General features: G+C 48.2%; 14 protein-coding genes and 1 rRNA gene. 8 read left to right on the top strand and 7 right to left on the bottom strand.

Features of this window, described 5'->3' with window-relative positions; translation table 11 throughout:
• Positions 1–26: 26 nt before the first annotated feature.
• Both NBH16_RS20120 and NBH16_RS20115 read right to left on the bottom strand, forming a co-directional pair.
• A complete protein-coding gene (locus tag NBH16_RS20120; protein WP_250788999.1) occupies positions 27–1,205 on the bottom strand; it encodes an ATP-binding protein in 1,179 nt (392 codons plus the stop codon).
• Between the two features lie 180 nt (positions 1,206–1,385).
• On the bottom strand, positions 1,386–2,405 hold the full coding sequence (locus NBH16_RS20115) for a branched-chain amino acid aminotransferase (protein ID WP_005858291.1): 1,020 nt from the start codon (positions 2,403–2,405) through the stop codon (positions 1,386–1,388).
• 540 nt (positions 2,406–2,945) lie between these two features.
• Between NBH16_RS20115 and metF the strand changes: the two genes are divergently transcribed.
• A complete protein-coding gene (gene metF, locus NBH16_RS20110; protein ID WP_122369337.1) occupies positions 2,946–3,899 on the top strand; it encodes a methylenetetrahydrofolate reductase [NAD(P)H] in 954 nt (317 codons plus the stop codon).
• Positions 3,900–4,153: 254 nt separating this feature from the next.
• Positions 4,154–5,278, top strand: a complete 1,125-nt coding sequence (locus NBH16_RS20105; protein WP_122369338.1) for a DNA polymerase III subunit — start codon at positions 4,154–4,156, stop codon at positions 5,276–5,278.
• Positions 5,279–5,282: 4 nt separating this feature from the next.
• Here NBH16_RS20105 and NBH16_RS20100 read toward each other — a convergent pair whose 3' ends face one another.
• Positions 5,283–6,605 carry an MATE family efflux transporter gene (locus NBH16_RS20100; RefSeq protein ID WP_250788998.1) on the bottom strand — a complete coding sequence of 441 codons (1,323 nt, stop codon included), beginning with the start codon at positions 6,603–6,605 and terminating at the stop codon, positions 5,283–5,285.
• A gap of 108 nt (positions 6,606–6,713) precedes the next feature.
• Here NBH16_RS20100 and NBH16_RS20095 point away from each other — a divergent pair, with 108 nt between their 5' ends.
• Positions 6,714–7,712, top strand: coding sequence for a gliding motility protein GldB-related protein (locus NBH16_RS20095; protein WP_250788997.1), 999 nt, complete (start codon positions 6,714–6,716; stop codon positions 7,710–7,712).
• 181 nt (positions 7,713–7,893) lie between these two features.
• Positions 7,894–9,465 carry a ClC family H(+)/Cl(-) exchange transporter gene (locus NBH16_RS20090; protein WP_005866120.1) on the top strand — a complete coding sequence of 524 codons (1,572 nt, stop codon included), beginning with the start codon at positions 7,894–7,896 and terminating at the stop codon, positions 9,463–9,465.
• 81 nt (positions 9,466–9,546) lie between these two features.
• Here NBH16_RS20090 and NBH16_RS20085 read toward each other — a convergent pair whose 3' ends face one another.
• Positions 9,547–10,830, bottom strand: coding sequence for a DcaP family trimeric outer membrane transporter (locus tag NBH16_RS20085; protein ID WP_121962585.1), 1,284 nt, complete (start codon positions 10,828–10,830; stop codon positions 9,547–9,549).
• Between the two features lie 143 nt (positions 10,831–10,973).
• Between NBH16_RS20085 and NBH16_RS20080 the strand changes: the two genes are divergently transcribed.
• The 4 genes from NBH16_RS20080 to NBH16_RS20065 all read left to right on the top strand — a co-directional run bounded on the left by NBH16_RS20080 (position 10,974) and on the right by NBH16_RS20065 (position 18,460).
• Positions 10,974–11,360, top strand: a complete 387-nt coding sequence (locus NBH16_RS20080) for an HYC_CC_PP family protein (RefSeq protein WP_158532895.1) — start codon at positions 10,974–10,976, stop codon at positions 11,358–11,360.
• Positions 11,361–11,597: 237 nt separating this feature from the next.
• Positions 11,598–15,344 (top strand): efflux RND transporter permease subunit, encoded by a 3,747-nt coding sequence (locus tag NBH16_RS20075; RefSeq protein WP_250788996.1) that lies wholly within the window; start codon positions 11,598–11,600, stop codon positions 15,342–15,344.
• A 19-nt stretch (positions 15,345–15,363) separates the two neighbouring features.
• A complete protein-coding gene (locus NBH16_RS20070; protein WP_250788995.1) occupies positions 15,364–16,830 on the top strand; it encodes a TolC family protein in 1,467 nt (488 codons plus the stop codon).
• A gap of 4 nt (positions 16,831–16,834) precedes the next feature.
• Positions 16,835–18,460 (top strand): efflux RND transporter periplasmic adaptor subunit, encoded by a 1,626-nt coding sequence (locus NBH16_RS20065; RefSeq protein WP_122144177.1) that lies wholly within the window; start codon positions 16,835–16,837, stop codon positions 18,458–18,460.
• A 162-nt stretch (positions 18,461–18,622) separates the two neighbouring features.
• On the opposite strand, the gene NBH16_RS20060 is transcribed toward NBH16_RS20065, so the two are convergent.
• The 3 genes from NBH16_RS20060 to rrf form a co-directional block, all read right to left on the bottom strand.
• Positions 18,623–20,068, bottom strand: coding sequence for an endo-1,6-beta-glucanase (locus NBH16_RS20060; protein ID WP_008779458.1), 1,446 nt, complete (start codon positions 20,066–20,068; stop codon positions 18,623–18,625).
• 27 nt (positions 20,069–20,095) lie between these two features.
• Positions 20,096–20,914 carry an alpha/beta hydrolase gene (locus NBH16_RS20055; RefSeq protein ID WP_005866104.1) on the bottom strand — a complete coding sequence of 273 codons (819 nt, stop codon included), beginning with the start codon at positions 20,912–20,914 and terminating at the stop codon, positions 20,096–20,098.
• 97 nt (positions 20,915–21,011) lie between these two features.
• Positions 21,012–21,122 (bottom strand): 5S ribosomal RNA (rrf, locus tag NBH16_RS20050).
• Positions 21,123–21,257 lie beyond the last annotated feature (135 nt).

Below are 21,257 nucleotides of genomic sequence, written 5' to 3'. Positions count from 1 at the left end.
CTATTAGTATTAAAAAATATCCTTACTCAATATAGAAAACCGAACAACCAAAGCGGGATCATGTTCCCCTCCCCGATCTCGGTCTTATCGACAGCATAGTACATATCCGGATTGTTCTTCACTTTCATATTTTCCTCGATCCGGAAATTATACATCATATTCACCAGAAAGTGGGCGTTCTTATTTCCTTCATTCAGCTCATTGTCTTTCAATAGTTGGTTATAAAAGAACGACTCACGCACCGCCCCGGCATTTACCTCCATCGGGCGGATGGGGTACATCAGGTTCGAGTTATACATATATACCTTGGAGGGTTTCTTCGGAAAGGATTCGCCCACCGGATACAGCATACTCATCAAACGGGCATCTGTCAAATACTTGATATAGTTCATCACGGTAGCCCGGGATGTCTCGATATCTTTACTCAACTGACTCACGTTTGGGGTACAAGGGGCACTCGTAGCCAATAAGTAGAGTAGTTTGCGTAGCTTTGGCAGATAGCTTTGTTCGATTTGTTTTATGTATAACACGTCCACCTCTAGCATCATGTTCATGGTCTTCAGCAGGTTCTCGGAGAAGTTGCGCTTTTCCAAGAAGAACGGATAGAAACCATGATGGAGATAATCTTGGAAATAAGCCATCGGCCTTACGACCGAGCAAATACGTTTGGCGATTTCCTGATGATTCTCTACTACCTCATCGAACGTGTACGCAGGAAACTGGTTCCCGGACATCAAGTTCAAGAACTCACGGAACGAGAACCCCCTGAGGTTATACGATACCACCTTGCCGGACAGGTCCGGGTTCTCCTCTTTCAGACGCATCACCGATGAGCCGGAGAAAACGATCTTCAAGTCCTCGAAATTATCATAGCAATACCGCAACTCTCTCGACCAATTGGAATACTTAAACACTTGGTCTATCAACAGCACCTTTCCACCTTTAGCCCGAAACTCGGCGGCGAAATCAACGAGTGTGCGTTCCGTAAAATAGAAATGATTTAAGTTAATGTATAAGCATTCCTTATTATCGGCACCAAAATATTCACGGGCATAGTCTAACAAGAAAGTGGTCTTTCCGACTCCTCGCGAACCTTTAATACCAATCAACCGATCCTCCCAATTGATCTCATCCATCAATCCCCTTCGTACCGGAGAATACAGATGCTCTACCAGATATTTATGTGTTTTAAAGAATGCTTCCACCTACATAATTGGTAATTGAAAATTTGGAATTACCGATGCAAAGATAAACATCTTTTCTCATTTGCAATGCGGAGATTGCAATTTTATTGCAAAAAGTAAAGTTCAAACTAACAATTGCCTATCAACGTATTCTGTCTCGTAAAGACGGAGCGCACTCCAGTCCTTACGAAACAAAAGATATTATTCAATGATCGAGATCCATCCGTAAGTATCCGGCTCGTCACCATACTGGATGGCACGTAGCTTATGATATAGTTTCTCGCAAACAGGACCCGGTTTGCCGTCTTTGGCGATAACAAAAGATTTGTTCTCATCCAAATCGTCGATTTGTGAGATCGGGGCGATAACCGCGGCGGTACCACACTCGGCAGCCTCGTCGAACGTAGCGATCTCCTCGAAAGGAACCGGACGACGCTCTACCGTCAAGCCCATATCCTCGGCCAATTGCTGCAAGCTCTTGTTCGTGATCGAGGGCAAGATCGAGTGGGATTGCGGAGTGATATAGCTATTGCCACGGATTCCGAAGAAGTTAGCCGGACCGCACTCATCCAGATATTTCTTTTCTTTCGGATCCAGATACAATACGGCGGCGTATCCCTTGGAATGAGCGATCTCGCCGGCTACCAAGCTAGCGGCATAGTTACCACCGACCTTGATTGTACCTGTCCCGTTAGGAGCCGCACGGTCATACTCACGAAGCACGCACACCTTCGAGGGCTGGAATCCACCCTTGAAATACGGACCTACCGGAGTGACAAATATCATAAACATATATTCGGGAGCCGGCTTCACACCCACCTGAGCGCCCAAGCCGATCATCAACGGACGAATATATAAAGCGGCACCGCTCTCATAAGGAGGAACAAAACGCTCGTTCAATTTCACGACCTTACGTACAGCTTCCTCGAACATCTCTACAGGCAACTCAGCCATCTTGATACCCCGGCTGGAAGATTGCATACGTTTAGCGTTCTCATCCATACGGAATACACGGATCTTACCGTCTTTTCCACGGAAGGCCTTCAAGCCCTCGAAAGACTCTTGTCCGTAATGCAAGCAAGTAGCGGCCATGTGAATATTGATAATCTCGGATGAAGAAACTTCCAACTCACCCCATTTGCCGTCACGATAGTAGCATCTTACATTGTAGTCTGTCTTGATATAACCAAATCCCAGCTCAGACCAATTTAAATTTTCCATATCTATACAATTTGCTGTAATTAGTTTAAAATTAACAAATTACACTGTTAATAATATCGCTCAAAAGCAAAAACGCCCATAGCCGTCGCTATGGGAGATTTTGTGTACCGCAAATATACGCTAATTTATATATAGTTCGGCCTATAAACTAAAAAAAGCAAGCGGAAGGCCACGGCTTTTTCATTTAACATTTCGTTAAAGTGGGGTTTCTTGTAAATTTTAACATGCGCTTTTGTTTTCGGTGGAAGGATTCCGGAAAACACGTACGACCTTTCCGGAAAACACGTACGACTTTTTCCAAAAACATGTACGTGTTTTCGCAGAAAGATTATCCTGTTTTTTAAATACTGATTATCAGATTCTTATACACAATTTTCTCTCGTAAACTTATTGTGCGGAATTTCACTTGAGATTCATGCATTCCGGCCTGCCGAAACGGATGGGTAAATGAAAGAGCCGTGGCATGGATATATACAAATAGCGGATTAAAATCTATGTTACCAAGATTTTTGCTACATTCGCGTCAAAAATAATTAAAATATGAAAGTCATTGATCTGATAAGGCATAGTAAGAGTACCGCTTTTTCTTTCGAGATATTACCGCCGCTGAAAGGTAACAGTATCCAGAAGGTGTATAATGTAATTGACAAGTTGAAGGAATTCGACCCTAAATACATAAATATCACCTCCCACCATAGCGAGTTCGTCTATAAAACCTTACCAGACGGAAGTTTCCAGAAAGTAAACATCCGTAAACGTCCGGGCTCCGTAGCGATCGCTTCGGCTATCCAGAATAAATACGGTATTCCCGCCGTACCCCATATTATATGTAAAGGCTTTACGAAAGACGAGACGGAATACGCTTTGATCGATTTGAACTTCCTTGGCGTAAACAACCTCTTAATATTAAGGGGAGATATAAAGACCTTAGAGGCCTCCCAGCAAAACCCGGAGTTATACCACGATCACGCGACTGATTTACAGCAGCAGGTAAATCATTTCAACGAAGGTATCGCATTAGACGGTTCCAAGATAGACGGTATAGAGACTCCCTTCTCGTACGGCATGGCTTGCTATCCGGAGAAGCACGAGGAAGCGCCCAATATGGAATCTGATATCTATTATTTAAAGGAGAAAGTAAAAAATGGCGCTGAATATCTGGTAACCCAAATGTTCTTCGATAATGAAAAATATTATGCGTTCGTGGATCGTTGCCGTGCGGAAGGCATCACGGTTCCCATCATCCCCGGTATCAAACCGATCGTTTTCAAGAACCAATTAACGGTTCTTCCGAAGATATTCCGTGCGGATATCCCGGAGCCTTTCGCAACAGAATTACGTAAATGTAAAGATGATGCGGAAGCGAAAGAGGTGGGTGTGGAATGGTGTATACAGCAGTGCAAGGATCTGATCGCTCATGGTGTACCGAGCTTACATTTCTACACAATGATGGCCTCGGATAGCGTTTACAAAATAGCGAAAGAAATTTATTGAAATACAATAGGGGTTTTTATACGCTGAGTTGTCTAATAGAAGTACACGATTGAACAATCATGTACTAAGTATGGTTATTTTTAAAATTCTAAGGTAATGAAATACATATTCTTTATTGGACTTGACTTGGTATTGTATCCGTTCTTAGTTTTACTCTACATATGTCAATTGATATTTACAAAACCTCGCGCTTTTTGATATCTGAATACTTTTCCGTAACTTCGTTCATTATTCTATAGAAAAGGAAATATCTCATGTATTTTAAAGATATCATCGGGCAAGAGGAAGTGAAGGAACGGTTGAGACAATCGGCTCGGACGGGGATCGTACCCCATGCACAGTTATTCACAGAGCAAGGGGGAGCCGGGGCGTTTCCGCTGGCTTTGGCTTACGCCCGTTATCTGAATTGTACGAACCGGACGGACACGGACGCTTGTGGACGTTGCCCGTCATGCCTCAAATATGACGAATTGGCACATCCCGATTTACATTTTGTATTCCCGATCGTAGCCAAGAAAGAGAAAAAGAAAGAGGTCTGCGATGATTATCTCAGTGAATGGCGTGGGTTCCTCAAAGAACATCCCTATTTCAATATGGATGAATGGCTGGATTATATCGAGGCCGGAAACTCACAAGCCATCATCTATTCCAAGGAAAGCGATGAGATTATCCATAAACTGAGCCTAAAGATTTATGAGGCGGAATATCGTATCTTGATAGTTTGGTTGCCGGAGAAACTGCATCCTACTTGTGCCAATAAGCTTCTGAAAATCATAGAGGAGCCTCCTATGAGAACGGTTATTCTTATGGTATCCGAGACACCGGACCTTATCCTCGGGACCATCCAATCCCGTGCGCAACGCATCCACATCCGTCCCATTGAGACCGATGCGATCATGAATGCCATGGTATCCCGTTTCGGGCTTTCGCCCGACGACGCTAAACACGTCGCTCACCTCTCCTCCGGAAGTTTTATCAAGGCGATGGAGGCGATTAGCTTGGGCGAGGAAAATAAATTCTTTCTGGAGCAATTCAAGGCCATGATGCGAAACTCATGGGCACGAAACGTAAAAGGCATGAAAGCGATGGCGGACGTCATGGCAGGGATCGGACGGGAACGACAGAAAAACTTCCTCTCCTATTGTCAGCATTTGATCCGGGAGAACTTCATGTACCGGTTCCAATCGCCGGAACTTAATTATATGAATCTGGACGAGGCTAGCTTCTCCGTTAAGTTCTCCCCTTTCGTCAACGAGCGAAACGTGATCGATTTGATGGAAGAATTGGCGAAAGCGGAACGCCATATCACACAGAACGTGAATGCCAAGATGGTCTTTTTTGATTTATCCTTACGAATTACCGTACTAATCAAAAGATAAGTCTTCAGATTTTCTTGTTACGCCAATTTCCTTTCCATAGATAGAAGAAAGAAGAAAGGATCATGATATTATATACATACTCCGTAGTCCAGCAAACCGCCACGTCCGCACGCAACCATACGGCGACATACAATATATATAATACGTACACGAATATGCTAGCCATATCGATTTCCAGCGCACGGCGGGTATTGCCTGTCCCCGATACGCTAAAGAAATAAATAAAACCGGGAACAGCGAAGAGATAAGAAGACAGCATCACCCACAACGAGGAGATCGAGCTAGCGATCAAGTCCGGGTTATCCGTATAAATACGCAATACGGTAGACGGGAACATAGCGATCAAGATACCGATCGGTAGCACGAACGCATAGCATAGCCCGATCATCCTCCGGCAAAGCGGAAGCACCCGGTCCGACTCCCCGGCACCGATCAAGTTACTTACCAGCGAGCTGTTCGTGGAGGCGAAAGCATTCACGAACATAAATAGGAACGAGGAGATGCTACGTACCACATTCGTAATCGCCAACGGCCGCTCACCCAGATGCTCCATAGCGATAAAGAAGATAAACCATCCTCCAAAAGCGATCCCATGCTGGATCATCACCCAGATAGAGACACTAAGTATTTGTCCCAGCATCCTAAAATCCACTCTCGTAAAACGGAACAGACCATATTTTTTATAATCTATCTTCTTCCAAGTATAAATCACGAAGAACAATACGGAAACAGCTTCCGAGATCGAGGAAGCGATAGCGGCACCCGCTATCCCCAAAGCGGGGAACCCGAACTTACCGAATATCAAGATATAGTTCAAGACCACGTTGGTAAGCACCATCACCACCGAATTGGCCGTCAAGATCTTCGTATTCGTCGTACTCACGTAAAACGCACGGAACATCACCGCTATAAAAGAGAAGAAGAACCCGTACACCCGCCAGTCCAGATAACTCATCGTCGCCCGATACACCTCTTCCGAGCCGATCATCCGGTGGAGCAGATAGGGCGTAAGCAGATTAGAGGCCGTAAACAACACCGCCGCCAGCAGAAAAAGGAATAGCCCGCCTTGCGTGAAAACCTCGCCGATCCGCTTATACTCCCCCTCACCGTTACGACGTGCCATCAGCACCTGAGCGCCTACACTGAAACCAAAGCCCAGCATATAAATCACGAGATAATAGACTCCTGCCAAGGCAGAGGCACCTAGCTCAACCTCGCCGACACGTCCCAGATAAGCGGTGTCCGTCAATCCGATCATATGCTCCATGAGCAAGCTGATTAATACCGGATACGTGATCTTTAGAATTTGTTTGTTCGTATATCGCATGATGAATCTTAAATAAAAGGGAGGCAAAGGTAGTAATAAGATGCCAGTCACACAATATTACCCCATGCGATCCGTTTCTTATCATATTACATTATTATACGAAGAGATATGGTTACAAAACTCATCATGGCCTGCATTTTGTCCGCTACGCTATTGAGCTGCAACGGGCAAAACACAAATACAATCAACTACGCCACCGTCAAACCCCTGCATATCAATCGTTTTGACAAGGATTTATTCCGGCTGATCGATACGGGAGATACCACCTTGCAACCCGAACTAATCAAACAATACCCGGAAATGCTGGATATCATCGGGAAAGGCATATTAAACCTGCAAACCATCGAGACTCCCGGCTTCTTCGAGAAAATGCGGAATTATTACTCGGAGCCTACCTTGAAAGGCTTGTATCGTGACGCTATCACCCAATATGATTTCGTGGAGGATATCGAGAAATCCTTGGGGTACGGATTCGCCTATCTAAAGGAGAATTTCCCCTCGATGCAGATCCCTGCTATCTATATGCATGTATCTGGTTTCAACCAGAACGTATTGGTAGGCGATAGCCTGCTTTCCCTTTCCATCGATAAGTATATGGGAAAGGACTATCCCTTGTATCAGGATTTCTTCTATGACTCCCAGAAATTGAAAATGCAACGTGGACTTGTAGTCCCGGATTATCTGGCGGGTTGGCTCATGTCCGAATATCCTTTCGCGGGAAAAGAGAACGTATTGCTGGACCGGATGATTTACGAGGGAAAAATCAAATACCTGCTCTCGCAAGCCCTAGGCGTTCCCGATGCCGCCGAGCTAATGGGATACACCGAACAGGCCTACAACTGGTGCAAGGACAACGAAGGAACAATCTGGAAAGCAATCATCGAGCGCAAGCATCTTTATACCCCGGATCAACTGATAACTTCCCAGTATTTCGAGGATACCCCGGCCATTTTCCCCGAGAACGACGCTCCCGGGAATATCGGGACTTGGATAGGCTGGCAGATCATCAACCAGTACATGAAGGAGACGGGATCTACCCCGGAGGCGTTGATGCAAAACAACGACGCCCAAGAAATCCTAACCGCCTCAAAGTACAAACCCCTATAAACAGGAAAACCGCCCTATTCTCACGAACAAGACGGATAACCTAATCTAACTTAATTCTAATACCATGAAAAACACTATATCTTAATAACAAGGCTTTTTAAAAAAGGTTCAATGGAATGAGATTTTAAACCTCTTATTTACCTTGGTTGTTGTAACAGGAAACGAAAACAAGGTGAGTCCGATGGATAATGATCTCTTAGATATAACAAAATTGAGGCGCTGGCGGATCTGGAAATTGAAACTTATTGACGCCAGACTTTATTTTGTAAGCATTTTCGTGGGATTGCTGACCGGGTTGGTAGCGGTACCTTATCACTATCTGCTCCAGCAGTTATTCAATAGCCGGAAACTTTTTTTCGACGGTCATTACCCTTGGTATTTCCATGTTTTGTTCTTCTTCACGCTATGGGGTATATTGCTTTGCGTGAATTGGATGGTCAAGAAGATGCCGCTGATTACCGGTGGGGGCATTCCCCAGACACGGGCGGTTATCAATGGCAGGATCACTTATAAAAACCCATTGACACAATTAATCGCCAAGTTCACGGGAGGGATATTAGCGATCAGCGCCGGCCTGTCCCTTGGTCGTGAGGGGCCGTGCGTACAGATCGGATCTTACGTGGGGAATATCATTTCCAAATGGGGACACGTATTGGCTGGAGAGCGCAAGCAACTTTTGGCCGCCGGCGCAGGTGCCGGATTGGCCGCCGCTTTCGCCGCTCCCCTCGCTTCCTCACTTTTGGTGATCGAGTCCATCGAACGGTTCGACGCTCCCAAGACCGCCATTACCACCTTGCTGGCAGGGGTCGTGGCGGGAGGCGTAGCGAGCTTGATTTTCCCCTTCAACCCCTACTCGCAGATTAGCGCTATTGCCCCGCAGGCTACTTTTATAGATCAACTGAAGTTGTTCTTATTTCTGGCCGTGGTTATTTCCGTCTTCGGGAAAATTTACTCGATGTTTACCCTTTGGTGCAAGGATTTCTTTACCAGACTGAAGCATCCTCCTTATATGAAGATGTTGTACCTGCTTATCATAGCGTATACGATCTCATTGACGGAGATCGACTTGACAGGAGGAGGCGAGCAATTCCTTATCATGCAAGCGATGCATGGATATCACCCCGTTTTATGGATAGCGGCGATGATGCTCATCCACTTGATATTCACGTCTCTCTCTTTCTCCTCCGGACTGCCGGGAGGGAATTTCATCCCTACACTAGTTACCGGGGGATTGTTCGGGCAGATCATCGCCTTATTATTGGTGAAGTATGGTTTCATTGAAACGGAGAGCATCAGCTATATCATGTTAATCAGCATGGTAGGTTTCTTGGTGGCGGTAGTCCGGACACCGCTGACGGGTATCGTCTTGATTACGGAGATAACCGGGCATCTGGACGTATTCTACCCCTCTATCATTGTCGGCGGGCTTACGTATTACTTCACGGAAATGCTACAGATAAAACCTTTTAACGTGGTTCTCTACGACGAGATGATCTCGACTCCAGCCTTCCGTACCGAAGGGCGTTCCAGCCTGTTCGTAGAGATCATGACAGGTGCCTATTTCGACGGGAAGGAGGTAGATCACCTCACCCTCCCCCAACGTTGTATCATCAAGACTATTCACCGGGATCGCAAGGACTTGGCTCCCGCCGGACAGACTCTTATCCCCGGTGATCAAGTAGAAATCGAGATCGATTCGCAGGATATCGAGAAGCTGTATGAGCCGCTGATTAGCATGGCGAACATCTATTAATCGCAGACCTGCCAATCGCCTCGAAAAGAAATGCCACACCAAGAATCCCCCGGTGTGGCACATCAACAAAACGCTACATTATCAGAAGTTATATTGAGCGGAAACATTAAGTCGGTTGGCGTGGCGGGTCATATCGTTGAAATCGGTACGCCAGCCTCTCAAGTACTCGGCGCCGACTTGCAGATTAGCGTTCACGTTCCAGAAAATGTTGGCTACCAAGTATTGACCGTAGCGGTATTGATCCGACGGGGTAACCGGGTAATCATTCTCGCTGTATAAACGAGTCTGGCTATAGGTGCTGGAGACGAATACCTTCGGCGTGATATTATACTGCAAGCCAGCGTACCAACCCATCATCGGAAGCACTTGCATCTTGCCTTTGGCCTCGGGGTCCGGAACCAGATCCACGTCCAGATTACTGATATCATTCAAGAACTGGCTGATCCCCCGGCCGTAAGTAGCCTGACCGTAGAAGTTCAGCTTGCTCGTCACATTGAACGTAGAGGCGGCAAACACGCCCCATCCGGCCTTAGACTCGGCCCGTTGCGCCACCAAGTTCTCGTACGTCATATTACGTACGATACCAGCTACACGGATATGGCTGCTCTTATTCCAAGCGTATTGGATATAGGCAGGGAAGTTCGGCATACGTTGGTTACTGATATTCACGCTTTGGTTCGTGATGCCATCCACCACTGGCATCTCGATACCTACACCCGCTTTCCATCCCTTACCGAAAGCACGCTCATAGCGTAACAGGGTGGCACGGCTGAAAACCTGTCCGGCAGGCCCCGCATAATCGATCGAGGGCGGAAGGGCGGCCAGATCCATGAAGGTACTATAATCGTAACCCATCGTGAAACCAAGGAAAGACACATAGGCGTTCTGGAGCTCGAAGACCTTGCTGCCTCCCCGGAAGTTACCCGCCGTATACACGACGAAATCCCCGAGGTGTTTGGTACGACCCATTAATTTCAAGAATATCGTACTGGTAGTAGCGTCCATCTGGAACTGGTTACGGACGTAGTTCTGCCCACCATTCGGGATCATGGACGGATAGAAATCGACATCATCCGAAATCCCGCCGAAATCATACTCCGCCGTAGCCTTCACGTAACCGCCGATACCCAAGGCGAAACGTCCCTTACGATCGGTCAATACGAAGCGGGGGGCTTTCGGGTCGTGGAAACGAGGGCTCTGCGTCTCATTCATTATCCTCACGATTTCATCACCTGCCTTGTCTTGGCTGACAAGGACTATCGAATTTGGCACGTCATCCTCGATGACCACCTTTTGAGCCTTAGCGGGAGCCGATAAGAATCCCATACCTAGCAGTAATACTGCTCCTTGTACAAATAGTCTCATAAATGTGTTTTGTTTAGATTAATTACCTACCTTGAACAAGGCTATAAAGAAAAGGTTCTGATTTTAACAACCCTACGAGCACTTTTTCCACCCTATTGCCCGTTCAAAAAATATTCATATATTTGCGGAATATATTACTTGGGATGAGAAGATTTTTATTGTTCATACTCGCTGTTCTTTACCTCGGGGTTTCCTCCGGGTTGGCGCTGAATTACCATTATTGTATGGGTAAGTTGGCGGAGGTGAGTTTGCAGTATCTTGACACTTGCCCCAGTTGCGGTGAGGCGGGCACGTCCCATAAGTGCTGCTCTACCGAGACGGAATATGTTAAGTTATCCGTCGATCAGGATGTGGCGAATACGCTCGTGCAATTGTCCGCTCCTGTCGCTGTAGTTTTGTTGTTCGATCTACTCGACTCCTATAAGATCGCCGAGCGAGACGAGACAACACGTTCCAATCCCTTTATTAATCCACCCAAGGAGAATAGCGCTATCCCGTTATTCGTCCATCATTGTACTTTTTTGATTTAGCGTATAGGCTTCCTTTTTAAAAGGCGATTTACGTCTGTTTACGCACGAGTACCGGCGTAATCTATTGCGAGTACTGGAGTAATCCACCGCAAGTACTGGAGTAATCCATTGCAAATACTGGAGTAATCCATTGCGAGTACTGGCGTAAAGCATCACGAGTACTCATGTGATCGCTTGCCTTCAAAGACGAACAAATAAGCGTTCTCATATGTTTTCAAATCATAAAAGCTCATTCAAATGTTAAATAGAATCATTCGTTACTTCCTTGAGAACAGGGTGGTAACCTTACTTTTACTAGTGCTGATTATCGTATGGGGCATCTCCACGTCTCCCTTCAATTGGCACGGGGGGATCATTCCCCGGAATCCGATTCCGGTAGACGCCATCCCCGATATCGGCGATAACCAGCAGATCGTGGCCACAGAATGGATGGGCCGCTCGCCGAAGGATATACAGGACCAGATCACTTATCCGCTGACCACCTCTCTTTTAGGTATCCCGGGAGTGAAGACGATCCGTAGTTCCTCCATGTTCGGGATGTCCTTCATATACATTATCTTCGATGACGATATAGAGTTCTACTGGAGCCGTTCCCGTATATTGGAGAAGCTGAACTCCCTGCCTCCGGGAACCTTGCCGGAAGGCGTACAGCCTACCTTGGGACCGGACGCTACCGCCCTCGGGCAGATCTATTGGTATACGCTGGAAGGACGGGACCCCAAGACCGGTAAACCTACCGGAGGCTGGAACGCCGAGGAGTTGCGTACGATACAGGATTTCTACGTCAAGTACACCTTATCCTCCGCCGAGGGGGTATCCGAGGTTGCCTCGGCGGGCGGTTTCGTGAAGGAGTACCAGATCGAGTTGAACCCGGATGCCATGTACGCCTTCAACGTCTCCGTGATGGATATCATGAGCGCCATCAAGAAGAGCAACCTCGATATCGGCGCCGAGACGATGGAGATCAACAAGGTGGAGTACCTGATCCGGGGCTTGGGGTATATCAAGAATGTAAAAGATATAGAGAATGCCGTCGTCACCGTTCGGGAAGGCGTGCCGGTTCGCATATCGGACGTGGCGTTCGTGAATATCGGCCCCGGAACCCGACGGGGAGGGCTGGACAAGGAGGGTGTGGAGGCCGTGGGCGGAGTGGTCGTAGCCCGCTATGGCTCCAACCCCTTGGAGGTTATCAATAACGTAAAGGCGAAGATCAAGGAGATGGAGCCGGGATTGCCCCAAAAGGTACTGGTGGACGGGACGGTCTCCAAGGTAACCGTCGTGCCGTTCTACGACCGTACGGGGCTTATCAAGGAGACGATCGGGACGTTGGAGACCGCCCTCTCCCACGAGATATTGATCTGCGTGATCGTCATCATCGTGCTGGTACTCAATCTGAGGGCCTCTATCGTTATCGCCAGTATGCTACCGATAGCGGTGCTCGCCACGTTCATCATCATGCGTTATACGGGGATAGCGGCGAATATCGTGGCTTTATCGGGCATAGCGATCGCCATTGGCGTGATGGTGGATGTAGGGGTCGTCTTCGTGGAAAGTATCATCCGTTACCGGGAGATGCCCGAGAACAGACATATACAGGGGGGAAAGGCGTTTGTCAACCTTATTTATAAGGCGGTAAGCGAGGTGTCCGGGGCAATCAGCACAGCGATGATCACGACGATCGTCAGCTTCCTCCCCGTCTTCACCATGGAGGCGCAGGAAGGGAAGATGTTCTCGCCTTTGGCCTATACCAAGACATATGCTTTGGCTTCCGCCTTCGTGCTGGGATTGATCTTGCTTCCTTCCCTATCGTATTGGTTATTCTCGATAAAGATCCATTCAAGGCAGATACGGAAAATACTGAATTACCTGTTGATCGTGGCCGGAATCGCCTTACTTATTATTTATGGAAGTATTCCGGCTATCGGGCTAACGGCAGTCGGGGTGAATAATCTATTGTCCGGTTATTGGAAGAAGCCTCAAATGAGCACTTATATCAATATCGGTATCACCCTCTTTGTCACGATCTATTACCTATCCGAGGAATGGTTGCCGATGGGGCCGCAAAAAGGGATGCTCGCCAATATATTGTTCGTGGCGGGTTGCGTAGCCATCATCCTAAGCATCCTGTGGCTGCTCGTTATTTATTATGAGAGGATATTGCGCTGGTGCTTGGATAACCGCTGGAAATTCATGTTGATTCCGGGAGCTACCATCGTATTCGGTTTCTGGATATGGAGAGGCATCGGACAGGAGTTTATGCCTAGCCTGAACGAAGGTTCTTTCCTACTGATGCCGACTAGCATGCCGCATTCCGGTATCGAGCAAAACCTTGATTATATAGAGGCGCTCGACAAACGGCTGGCCTCTATCCCCGAGGTGGAGACCGCCATCGGTAAATGGGGCCGTGTAAACTCCGCCCTCGATCCAGCGCCGGTACAGATGTTCGAGAATACGATCAACTACCGTCCGGAATATATCCTGAATGAGGACGAGAAAAGGGAACGTTTCAAGGTAAACCGGCAAGGGGAGTATCTCCTAAAAGATGGAGGCGTATATAACCCCAAAGACGGTTTCCGGCTGATTCCCTCAGACAGCCTGATCCCAGACGCTAAAGGCGATTACTTCCGCCAATGGCGACCGGAGATCAAGAACACGAACGATATCTGGCAACAGATCGTGAACGTCACCCATCTTCCGGGATTGACTTCCGCCCCGAAGCTGCAGCCTATCGAGGCCCGTCTCGTCATGTTATCCACCGGTATGCGTGCCCCGATGGGTATCAAGGTGTATGGCCCGGATCTGGAGACGATCGAGAAAGCCGGAAAGGCGATCGAGAAGGCATTGAAAGAGGTACCCTCCGTTATCCCCTCTTCCGTATTTTACGACCGTGCGGTAGGCGCCCCTTATCTGGAGATCGAACTGAACCGTGAGAATATGGCCCGTTACGGCGTAAACGTGGAGGACTTGCAAGAGATATTAAGTGCCGCTGTCGGTGGCATGGTACTGACCCGCACCGTGGAAGGCAGGGAACGTTTCCCGGTGCGCCTACGCTACGCTCGTGAGCTTCGAGATAATCCAGAGGCGCTAGGTATGATCCTCGTACCGACCGCCACTGGGGCGCAAGTCCCGCTTAAAGAGCTTGCCGATATCAACTATACCCGTGGAGCGCAGATGATCCAAAGCGAGAACACTTTCTTGGTAGGCTACGTCATCTTCGACAAACTGGCGGGGAAGGCGGAAGTGGATGTCGTGAAAGAGGCTTCCCGCATCCTTGAGCAACAGATAAAGGAGGGCGAGTTGAACCTTGATCCCGGTGTATCCTATAAGTTCGCCGGCAATTACGAGCAGCAGGAGCGTGCCACCAGCCGGCTGATGATCGTCGTTCCCCTCTCCTTGTTGATCGTCCTGCTGGTTCTATACTTTCAATTCAAGACGGTCACTGCCTCACTGATCCATTTCTCCGGGGTGTTCGTGGCCTTCGCCGGAGGTTTTATCTTGCTATGGCTTTACGGACAGGATTGGTTCATGAACTTCTCCATCGCCGGAGAGAATATGCGGGATCTTTTCCAGATGCACACGATCAATCTGAGCGTGGCAGTCTGGGTCGGTTTCATCGCCTTGTTCGGTGTGGCTACGGATGATGGGGTATTGATGGGAACCTACATCCATCATGTATTCCTCGAGCGAGACCCCCGCACTAAGCACGATATCCGGGAAGCGGTAGTAGCCGCCGGACTGAAACGGGTACGCCCAGCGGCCATGACTACAGCCACTACCCTGATCGCTTTACTCCCCGTACTTACCTCTACCGGTAAGGGGGCGGATATCATGGTACCGATGGCTATCCCTACGTTCGGAGGAATGCTGATCCAGAGTATGACCATGTTTGTCGTTCCCGTCCTGCAATGCTGGTGGCGGGAGAACGCTATAAAGAAAGAACAAAAGAATAAAATTCAAGAGGAGGTAACGACTTATGAGATATAAAAGAATCAGATCAATCATCATGGCAGGTGTACTGGGGATGCTAAACGTCCTTTTCGCTTACTCCCAGCCGGCCGATAGTTTAGGCTATTATCTGGAACTGGCAGCACGTAACAATCCGCAGATCAACGCCGACTTCTCCCTGTATAAGGCATCTTTGGAGAAAGTCCCGCAAGCCGGAGCCTATCCGGACCCGGAACTGGAGATCGGTTTCTTCCTGAAACCGATGGAGATCTTGTCCGGAAAGCAAATAGCGGATTTCACCTTGATGCAAATGTTCCCTTGGTTCGGTACCCGGAAGGCGGCCCGCAACGAGGCGACCGAGATGGCCCGGATGGCTTACGAACAATTCCGTAACAGTCGCAACAACCTGTATTACGAGGTGAAGAGTCAATGGTACCAGCTTTGCAATATCAGCGAGCAATATAAAAATACGCAGGCGAACCTTCGTCTGCTAGACCAGTTGGAACAGTTGGCATTGAACCGCTTCTCCGCTCCGTCGGCGAAGGCGGGCGGTTCCTCCGTCTTACCCTCCCCCGTATCTTCTGCTCCATCGACTCCTCCCGCCGTATCCGGTGGAGGTATGTCGGGTATGGGAGGCAGTAGCATGGGAAGCCCTACGGTACAAAGCACGGGAACATCCGGTAGTACGATGTCCGGAATGTCCGGCGGTAGCCCTATGGGTGGAGGCTCTATGGGAAGTGGCAACTCTATGGGCGGAATGTCGGACGTACTGCGAATCCAGATGGAGAAGGTAGAACTGGAGAATACGCTAGCCTCCTTGTTATCGCAACGGAAAACGGCCGAGGCTGCTTTTAATACGTTGCTCAATCAGTCGCTAGCTACCCCGATTTCCGTCCCCGACTCGTTGGAACGGCTTCCTCTCTCATGGAGTGAGTCGATGGCTCTTGACAACGTCATCTCCAACAACCCCATGCTTACCATGCTGGAGGCGGAAGGAAACGCTTACCGAGCCAAGGCGGAGATGGACAAGAAAATGAGTTACCCCATGCTAGGTATCGGCCTCCAGTATTCCTTGATCGGGAAGAAACCAGAGGATATGTCTATGGGCTCTATGTCCGGTATGAACGGAAAGGATATGTTCATGCCCATGCTAAAGATCAGCCTTCCTATCTTCCGTAAGAAATATAACGCACAGCAACGGGAAAGCAAGCATTATTGGAAATCCAGCGAGTTGAAGTACGAGAACACGATGAACCAACTGCAAGCCGAGTATATCCGTATTACCCAGCAATTGGAAGATGCCGCACGGAAAATCGATTTGTACCAGAAACAATACGATCTATCGTTGGCCACCTACCAACTGATCGTCCGGGAATTCTCGACAGGAAGTACGACCTTGACCGACGTGATCCAAGTGGAGCGACAAATGTTGGACTATCACTTGAAGAAAAGCGAAGCGATAGCGGAATATAATACCCAAATCGCCGGAATCGAAAAATTAATATCCACCTCTGTAAACGAATAAGAAAATGAAAAATATAAATGAAACCGTAAAATCCAAGTACCTGATATATATCCTGTTCCTAGCGGGCGGCCTCTTGTTGGGCTGGCTTCTGTTCCATAACTCCGATACCGACAGCCATACGTCACAAGCGAGCGAGACCGGCACGGAAGTTCACGACCCTACGCATGGCCACGACCTCCAACAGAACGAGGCCGGCGAGTGGACTTGTTCCATGCATCCCCAAATTCGCCAAGACAAGCCGGGTAAATGCCCTATCTGCGCCATGGATTTGATCCCCGTACGTAAGAGCTCCTTCTCCGACAAGGCCATCGATCCCAACGCCATTCAGCTTTCGGAAGAAGCAGCAGCCTTAGCGGACGTACAAACCTCCAAGGTATCCCGCCAGAATCCGGTCAAGCAAGTCCGTTTATACGGCAAGATCGTACCGGACGAGCGTAGCCTGCAATCTCAAACAGCCCATGTAAGCGGACGCATCGAGAGCTTGAACGTTGATTTCACGGGTGAGACGGTGCGTGCCGGACAGACCCTCGCTACCCTCTACTCCCCAGAGCTTTTCACCGCCCAGCAAGAATTGTTGGAAGCGATCCGCATGGGACAATCTCAATTGATACAGGCCGCCCGTGAAAAACTATATTTATGGAAGATGACAGATGCCCAGATCGCCGCTATCGAGAAGTCCGGCTCTATCTCCCCGGTTGTAGAGATCAAGTCGAACACGAGCGGTATCGTCCTGTCCAAGCGGGTAAGCCAAGGTGATTATGTATCCCAAGGAGCTATCCTTTTCGACGTGGCGAACCTCACGAAGGTATGGGCCTTGTTCGACGCTTTCGAGGTGGATCTCCCTTTCCTTAGCAAAGGTGATCCGGTGGAATTTACCTTGCAAGCGCTACCCGGCAAGAAGTTCTCGGGTAAGATCTCTTTCATCGACCCGATCTTGAACACGACGACCCGTACCGCCAAGGTCCGTGTAGAGGTACCGAACGCCTCTTTGGAGCTCAAGCCCGAGATGTACGCCACGGCAAACGTAAGCGCCCCGCTCCGCAACTATAAGAACGAGATCGTCGTACCGCAAACCGCTGTGCTCTGGACGGGTAAACGTGCTATCGTGTACGTAAAGCAACCGGATACGAATACCCCCGCTTTCTTGATGCGTGAAGTGGAGCTAGGCCCTTCCCTTGGTAACTCTTATGTTATCTTGAATGGCTTGCGAGAAGGTGAGGAAATCGTAACCAACGGAGTCTTCGCCATAGACGCCAGCGCACAGCTGGAGGGAAAAACTTCCATGATGAATAACGGCGACGAGCCCGCCAAGCCTATGATTGGGCATGAGGGGCATATGATGCATGCGCAAAGCGCCACGGGGGTAGCCTCCGAGCATGCCATGTTCGGTGTCAAAGGCTCTTGCGATATGTGCAAGGAACGTATCGAGAAAGCGGCAAAAGAGGTAAATGGTGTGTTATCCGCTCATTGGGACAAAGATACCCAGATGATCCATCTCCAGTACGATCCCCAAAAGACCTCCCCGAAAGCGATCAGCAAGGCGATCGCTAAAGTAGGCCATGACACGGATATGGATAAGGCGGATAAAGCCGTATATGATAAGCTACCGGCTTGTTGCCACTATAGATAAAGTATTGGACATTCGGGGGTGTGTCAAAAGTGTGAACATGGCACGCAGATAACGCTGATTGAGCAGATGACCGCAGATTTATGATATGAAAATCAATATATTATCTGCGTAAATCTGCTAAATCTGCGTGCCATAATACCAACTTTTAACACACCCTCCTTATTAGTAAAGATTCCAACGAAAAGAAGCGACTGCTTTAGCGGGAACCTCGTAGGTAAACGAACGTTCGCCGCTGTTTACCGTTATATTTTTAGTCCCGTCCGTATTATTTAGTAATACGAGCGCTTCCGTTCCATCTAAATTCTCGAAGGCGGAATACATAATCCCATCAGCCGTATACCCTTTAGAGCCGATCCGTACTGCCCCCGGTTTCACCACAGAGGATAAATGACCGATAATATAATAATGAGAATTCCGGGTAATCGTCTTATAATCCGAGCGATCGATATCCACGGCACCATAACAAGTCTGGCAACCACCCTCTCGGTTCGGTCCCCGCTCGTTGTCCAGCATCAAGTTCCATACGATAACTGCCTTACACCAGTTATTCACCGTACCCAAGGCCGTCTCCTCCATATCTTCCATCAAGCGTTTCTCTAAGTTACGTCCATCATTCCACATGCCGATAGAAGTTTCCGTAAATATTAATTCTTTATCGGGGAACTTGCCGTTTACGTTATTCAACTCCTCCCGGTCGCCCCCGTAATTATGGTAAGCGGCACCTGTCAGGAAAGAAGCGGCATTCTCATCCTCGTAGATTTTCATCGGATAGCCTTGCTGCTCCAACATATTATCGTAATTGTAATTATGGTCGAAAGCGTAGATCTTCGTCTTGAGGCCAGTCTCTTTCAGTTTAGGGCCTAGAGCGTCACGCACGAAAGAGAGTTGCTCCTCCCATCCCATAAATAAGGAAGCGGAATTTCCTCGGTTCAAAGGTTCGTTTTGGGGAGTTATCGCCTCGATAGGAATCCCCTCGGCCTCCATCGCCTGTATCCATTTCACGAAATAGGTAGCGTAATCTTGATAATAGGCGGGATTCAGCTGTCCGCTAGTCCACGACTCGAACGGGCGCAAATCCTTTAAGTTATCCACCTTCATCCATCTTGGACAAGTCCAAGGCGATCCCAAGATTTTTATAGAAGGGCTGATCGCCAAGATCTCCTTCAAGATCGGTATCACATACTCCTTCTCCTCGCTCTGCAAGGCGAAATTCTCGACACCCTTCGTGTCACAACAAGTATACTCACTTAAAGAAAAGTCCGAGCAGCCAATCGAGATACGGATATAGCTATACCCCATCCCCTCCGTATCAGAGAAAGTCTCTTTCAGGAAAGCTGTCCGATCCTCGGGAGCCATCCGCATCAAGTTATAGCAGGTAGAGCCTGTCACGGCGGCGCCAAAGCCATCCATCGTCTGATAGCGCACCGAAGGGTCTATCGTTATCACGGAAGGCGAGGCGGCTTGTTTGTCCCCCAAGGCGATCTCACTTCTCACGAAATCTTTCGCACGATCGTTTGTCGTGACATACACCGTTACATTGTCCGAGGTCTTCGCTCCAGAACATGCGTTCAAGCAAATCAAGACCATTAATAAAGAAAAGAGAACCATACGTATTAAATTAAATAGTTTATCGAATTACCGGGTTTCTGAACCTTTCAAGATCGCATTCACGTGATTCTTTAAGATGTGGAAGGCAGGAGCGGCCATCGATCCATGATCATATCCGTCCAACTCATAGATATAAGTATTCTTATGTCCGGCCACTTTCATCATACGCCAAAAATAGGCGTTCTCCTCATAGCGGCCCAGCATCTCCATCTCCCGGTCGCCCGAGACGATAATCAATGGAGGAGCGTCAGGACGTACGTAAAACAAAGGGGCGAACTCGTCGATACTCGGTTGGGTATCTTTCATCCCCTTCGCCTGCCGATAAGCGAAATGGCTGATCGCATGACCGCTGAAAGGGATTAATGCGGCGATGGAATCAGCATCTATCCGGTACTTAGTCAACCACTTCTTATCCAGTCCGACCATATTTGTTAAATAACCTCCAGCGGAATGACCTGAGACAAAGATTTTACGCCTATCCCCACCATACTTCTCAATTTCGCTGAATGTCCAAGCGACAGCGGCGGCGGCATCATCGATACAATCGCTCAACGTGGCTTTGGGTAGCAGACGGTAATTTACGGCGATAACGGCTAATCCGCAGTTCTTCAATTCCTCCGGGATGAATTTGCTACCTCCCGACAAGCCGCCTCCGTGAAACCAGACTACCGTAGGGAAGTCTTTTGCGTTCTCGGGATAATAAAGATCCAATTTACAACGTTCCACCGCATATGGATTTTTCGATTGGGTATAAGAGATATCTCTGACTATTTTATAGTCTTGATCTTGCGCCGCAAGGATATTACAGATAAACAGACTAAATAGAAATAAATAGATTTTCTTCATGATATTAGATAATAGATTTAATACATCAAATTTAATATAAAAAAAGGAGTCACCCCTTACGGACTGACTCCTCTCCATCGGCTGTCGCCTTGCTTCAAGACGGCGGCTACCTACTCTTCCACTGTTACGCAGTACCATCGGCGTGACGAGGCTTAACTTCTCTGTTCGGAATGGGAAGAGGTGGATCCCTCGTGCTATAGCCACCTTAATTTCGTTTTGTAAGATTTTGACCGGACATCAATCCGAAGAGACCAGCTTCGCCTTATCGCCTTAAAATATATCAACCTTCACGTGAGGAAAGTCCCGGGCTATTAGTACCACTCGGCTCGGACGTCGCCGCCCT

The sequence above is a fragment of the Parabacteroides sp. Y3-G-102 genome, from assembly GCF_023656845.1.
Taxonomy (GTDB): domain Bacteria; phylum Bacteroidota; class Bacteroidia; order Bacteroidales; family Tannerellaceae; genus Parabacteroides; species Parabacteroides distasonis.
The sequence above is the reverse complement of the archived record's forward strand: the minus strand, read 5'-3'. Positions and strand labels throughout refer to the sequence as shown.